Source organism: bacterium (genome assembly GCA_018814885.1).
Taxonomy (GTDB): Bacteria; Krumholzibacteriota; Krumholzibacteriia; order LZORAL124-64-63; family LZORAL124-64-63; genus JAHIYU01.
On the sequence record JAHIYU010000186.1, the window covers coordinates 1 to 5,012 of the forward strand.

Annotated in this window: 3 protein-coding genes; all 3 read left to right on the forward strand. The window is 70.9% G+C overall.

The window, feature by feature from the left end:
- The coding region (locus KJ554_14380) for a BamA/TamA family outer membrane protein (protein MBU0743517.1) at window positions 1–1,612 on the forward strand (1,612 nt) is incomplete at its 5' end.
- 11 nt (window positions 1,613–1,623) lie between these two features.
- Window positions 1,624–3,687 carry an NAD-dependent DNA ligase LigA gene (ligA, locus tag KJ554_14385; GenBank protein ID MBU0743518.1) on the forward strand — a complete coding sequence of 688 codons (2,064 nt, stop codon included), beginning with the start codon at window positions 1,624–1,626 and terminating at the stop codon, window positions 3,685–3,687.
- A partial coding sequence (locus KJ554_14390; protein ID MBU0743519.1) for a DEAD/DEAH box helicase occupies window positions 3,677–5,012 on the forward strand: 1,336 nt, incomplete at its 3' end. The genes ligA and KJ554_14390, both read left to right, overlap by 11 nt.

Here is a 5,012-nt window from a genome sequence, read left to right on the forward strand (position 1 = left end):
CATCGCCGCCTCCGCGGTGTCGCCCGCGCCCGTCGCGCCGGCCGGCGGCCGGTCCGTGGCCTCGTTGCTGCGCGACCGCTGGCTGGCGCGGGGCTATCTGGCGTGTGTCGTGACCCGGCTGGAGACGGCCGAGGGATCTGTCTTCACGGTGGCTCCCGGCGCTCCCTACACGGTGGGCGAGATCGTGGTGACGGGCGAGGATTTCCCCGGCCGCGACGCCGTGCTGGCCCGTGCCCTGCCCCGCCGCGACGATCCCTTCGGCGCCGAGGCCTGGGCGGCGGCCATCGACCGGCTGCTCGTGATGACGGGCGAGGCGGGATATCCCTTCTCCCGCTGGCTGGTGCGCGACGTGCGCGTGGATTCCGTGCGCGCCGCCGTGGACGTGGGGGCGATCTTGATGACCGGCCCCGTCGCGTACTTCGGTCCCCAGGCCAGCAACCTGCCCGAGGGACGGGGCGAGGACTTCCTCGTGCGCGCCTCGCGCCTGCCGGTCGGGCGGCGCTACCGGGAATCGGACCTGCGGGCGGCACGGGCACGCCTGATGCAACGGGACATCTACGCGGACGTCGGCAGGCCGGTGGTCTTCACCACGGCGGCGCCTGGCACCGTCGGCGTGCATTGGCCGGTGACACCGGTCCCGCGCCCCAACCGGGTTGCGCTCATGCTGGGCCTGAGCCGGACCGGCGCCGACGAGCCGGCGCGGGTCAGCGGGCAGGCGGATCTCCATCTGGCCAATCTGGCGGGATCGGGGCGCCGTCTGGAACTGGCCTGGAGCGACGACGGCCGGGCGCGCTCGCATTTCGGGTTCGGCTGGCTCGAGCCTCTGCTGTGGGGTACGCCGTTCGATGCGACCGTGGACGTGGACCACGAGGTCGCCACCGATGTCTACACCCGTTTCCGGGTCGACAGCCGGCTGAAACTGCCGGTTGCCGGTGCCTGGGAGATCGAGGTGGGTCTGGGCTGGGACCGCAGCACCTTCCCGGTCGGAGCCTGGAGCCGGACGACGCGGTGGCGTACGCGTGGCGCGTTCCTGCACCGCCGACGCGACCGCGGCGCGAACGGCTGGCAGGGCACCTTCGCCATCGAATCCGCACGCCGGGGCGTGGACGCGCGTCCGGTCGACGATCCGAGCGCCGGCGTGACGCCGGGGGAGGAGAGCCAGACCCTGGTGGAAATGCGCCTGTCGGGGGAACGCTGGCTGACCGGCACGCTCAGTCTCGCGGTCGGCGGGATGTTCCAGGAGGTCAACGGGCGGGGCGGCGAGATTCCCCTCGCGGAGCAATACCGGCTGGGCGGGGCGCGCACCCTGCGCGGCTACCTGGAGGACCAGTTCCACGGCGAACGGGTCGCCTCGTCCATGGTGGAACTGCGCATCGGGCGTCCCGGGCGCTCCCGTCTTTACACCTTTTTCGACGTGGGGTACTTTCGCTTCGCGGGCGCCGATCCCGCACGACCCGCGCGCTTGACGTCCGTTTCAGGCTCGCGCCGTGGTTTCGGGCTCGGCATCGAGACCGCCACGCGGGGCGGCGACATATCGTTGGCCATCGGTCTGCCGGGCGCGTTCCAGTTCGACGACGCAAAGCTGCACATCGCGCTGCTGCAGGCCTTCTGACCGGAGCGACCATGGATCTTCGTCGGGCACGCCAGGAAGTCGAACGTCTGCGGACCGAGTTGGCCCGTCACGACGACCTCTACTACCGTGAGGCCGCGCCGGAGATTTCCGACCGGGACTACGATGCGCTCGTACGCAAGCTGGCGGAGCTGGAGAACGCGTTTCCCGAGCTGGCCGCGGCCGACAGCCCGACGACCCGCGTGGGCAGCGACAGCGATGCGCGCTTCCCTAGCCTGCCCCACAGCAGCCCCATGATCAGCTTGCAGAACAGCTACGCGTTGTCCGACGTGGCGGCTTTCGACCGGCGCGTGCGCCGGGAACTCGGCCGAGCGGGGATCCTGTACACCGCGGAACCCAAGATCGACGGGGTGGCCTTGGCGGTGCGCTACACGGACGGTCGTCTGACCGCCGCCCTGACACGGGGCGACGGGAAAAGCGGAGATGACATCACCAATAATGCCAAGATGATACGCGGGATACCTGAAGTCCTGCCAGAGGGCTGGCGAGAGCGGCTGCCCGCACGACCGGACGCCCTCGAGCTGCGCGGCGAAGTCTATCTGACCTTCAGTCGCCTGCGACGGCTCAACCAGGAGCGGCTGGCCGCCGGCGAGGCGCCCCTGGCCAATCCCCGCAACGCCACGGCCGGGACCCTGAAGACCCTCGACGCGGCCGTGGTCAGGGCGCGGGGTCTCTCGGTCTCCTTCTACCAGGTGCTGCCCCTCGTCGGCGAGACCGGTCTGGCCACACATCGCGACGAAATCGACGTCCTGCGCGCGCTCGGGGTGCCGGTGAACGATTTCTTGCGAACTGCCGGCGACACGGAGGAGTTGGCCGCTGCCCTGGACGAGCTGTCCGCCCTGCGCACAGAACTGGATTACCCGATCGACGGCGCGGTCATCAAGGTCGACGATCTGGCGGCGTACGGGCGGCTCGGCGCCACGGCCAAGGCGCCGCGTTGGGGGCTGGCCTTCAAGTTCGCCGCCGAGGAGGCCGAGACCGAGCTCGAGGGCGTGATCCTGCAGGTCGGACGCACCGGCGTGATCACACCCGTGGCCGAGCTGGCGCCGGTGGAGCTCGCGGGGACGACCGTCTCGCGCGCCACCCTGCACAACCGGAACGAGGTCACGCGCCTGGACCTGCGCGTCGGCGACACGGTCCGCGTCGCCAAGGGCGGGGACATCATCCCCAAGGTTCTGGACGTCGTGCTGGAGCGGCGACCGGACGGGGCGGCGCCGGTGCCCTGGCCCATGTCCTGTCCCGCCTGCGGTGAGCCGATCGCGCGCGAGGCGGAGGAGTCCGCCTATCGTTGCAACAATCCCGTCTGCCCGGCCCAGGTGGCGCGCAGGCTGAGGCATTTCGCGGGGCGCGACGCCTGCGACATCGAAGGGCTGGGCGAGAAGGGCGTGGCGCAGCTTCTCGAGGCGGGACTGGTCGCGGATCTGCACGATCTTTTCCGCCTGCAGCGTGAGGCCCTGGCGGCCCTGCCGGGCTGGGCGGACAAGTCGGCCGACGCGCTGCTCAAGGCCGTCGCCAGGGCCAAGGATCGTCCCTGGGAAGCCAAGATCTTCGCGCTCGGCATTCCCGGCGTCGGCGTGACTACGGCGTCGGTCCTGGCGCGGGCCTACCCCACTGCAGCGGCCCTGAGATCCGCGGATGCCCGCGACATGGCCGACCTGCCGGGTCTCGGGGAGACCTCGGCCGTCAAGCGGATCGGCGCCTTTTTGGGCGACGCACGGGTCGCTCGCTCGCTCGACGCGCTCGCCGCGGTGGGCTTCCTGCGCGACCGGGAAGTCGGGCCGGTCGTGACGGCACCGCCGGCGGACTCGTGGTTCGCGGGCAAGACCTTCGTGCTGACGGGCACCCTCGAGTCTTATCCGCGGAGCGCGGCCCGGCAGGAGATCGAGCGTCTCGGCGGCAAGGTGACCGGGAGCATCAGCAGTCGCACCGATGCCGTCATCGCCGGCGCCGAACCTGGCTCCAAGCTCCAGAAGGCCCGGCAGCTGGGTGTCGCGGTGCTGAGCGAGAGCGAATTCCTGATGCGTCTGCGCGAGGAGGAGGCCGGCGATGGAAGCTGACGGCCCGGGCCGCCCCTTCTTCCTCAGCGTTAAACTGGACGACGATCCCCACGCCGCCTGCCTGCTGCTCGACGCCCGCGATCCCGGGCATCTGGTCGAGGCCCCGGACCTCGACCATCTCGACGCCTTGCCCCCGGCGGCGCTGGTCCTGATCGACGGTCGCGAGGCCGAGCCCCGCGCCGGCGAAGAGGCGCGCCTGCAGGTCTCGCGCGGCTTCATCTGGTCGCTGCTGGAGCCGGGCGCGGCCGGGCGCCGCGCCCGGCTGGTCGTGAGCGACCGGTTGGCCGCGGAACAGGTGCTGCGCGCCGAGGGCCTGGAGCTGTGGGAGGGACTATGCCGCTGGCGTGATCAACCCCCGGAGCTCACGGAGCATGTGCGGCGCTTGCTGGCCCCCTTCTCCGCCCGCGTCGCCACGGTGCTGGATGTCCTGGACGCCATGTCGAAGTCCTGCAAGTCGAATCCCTTCGCGGGCTGGATGTCGGAACAACCCTTCGTGGCCCGGACCGGCGGGGCCCCGAGCCCGGCGCCACTGCCCGATGATCCGGAGGGGATCGCCGCCTGGATGACGGCTCCCGACGGCCTGGGCGCCCTGCACGGCGACGGTTTCCAGCCGCGGGATGAGCAGGGCGTCATGGCCCGCGACGTGGCTGGCGCACTCGCCTACGGAAACCCCCTGTTGCTGGAAGCGGGCACGGGGATCGGCAAGACCCACGCCTACCTGGCACCGCTGCTGGCGCATCTGCGCCGCACCGGTGACAGAGGCCTGGTGTCCACGCATACGCGGACCTTGCAGCACCAGATACTCGAGCATGACCTGCCGAGCCTGACCGTGGTCGCTCCCGACATCGTCACCCGTCAGCTGATGGGCCGCGGCAACTATCTCTGCCGGACGCGCCTGTTGCATTTCCGGGACCGGACGCCGGAGAGCCTGGCCGAAGCCTGGGCAGCCGCGTCGCTGCGGCTCTGGCTGGCCGATACCAGCGAAGGCATGCGGGAAGAGGTCGAGGACCACCCCGCGTTGCGCGCGCACCTGCGCGAGCTCTTCGATTCCCCCGAGCCGTGCTCACCCTCTGTTTGTTATGGACGCGACGAATGTTTCGTGCAGAGAGCGCGGCGCCTCGCCCGCGAGGCGCAGCTGGTCGTGGTCAATCATTCGCTGCTGATGCACGATTTCGCGGCGGGCCACACCCTCGTCGGGGAATACCAGGCCCTGGTCGTGGACGAGGCGCACCGGCTGCCCCAGGTGGCTCTCGACTGCTTCGAGGTGCGTTGCGACGTGTCGCGTTCGCTGGTCATCGAGGACATGCTGCGGCCGGGCGGCCGCG

Bases quoted from the DNA above. Each gene is read 5' to 3' on its own strand.
- ligA (MBU0743518.1), top strand. From the start codon at position 1,624: ATGGATCTTCGTCGGGCACGCCAGGAAGTCGAACGTCTGCGGACCGAG.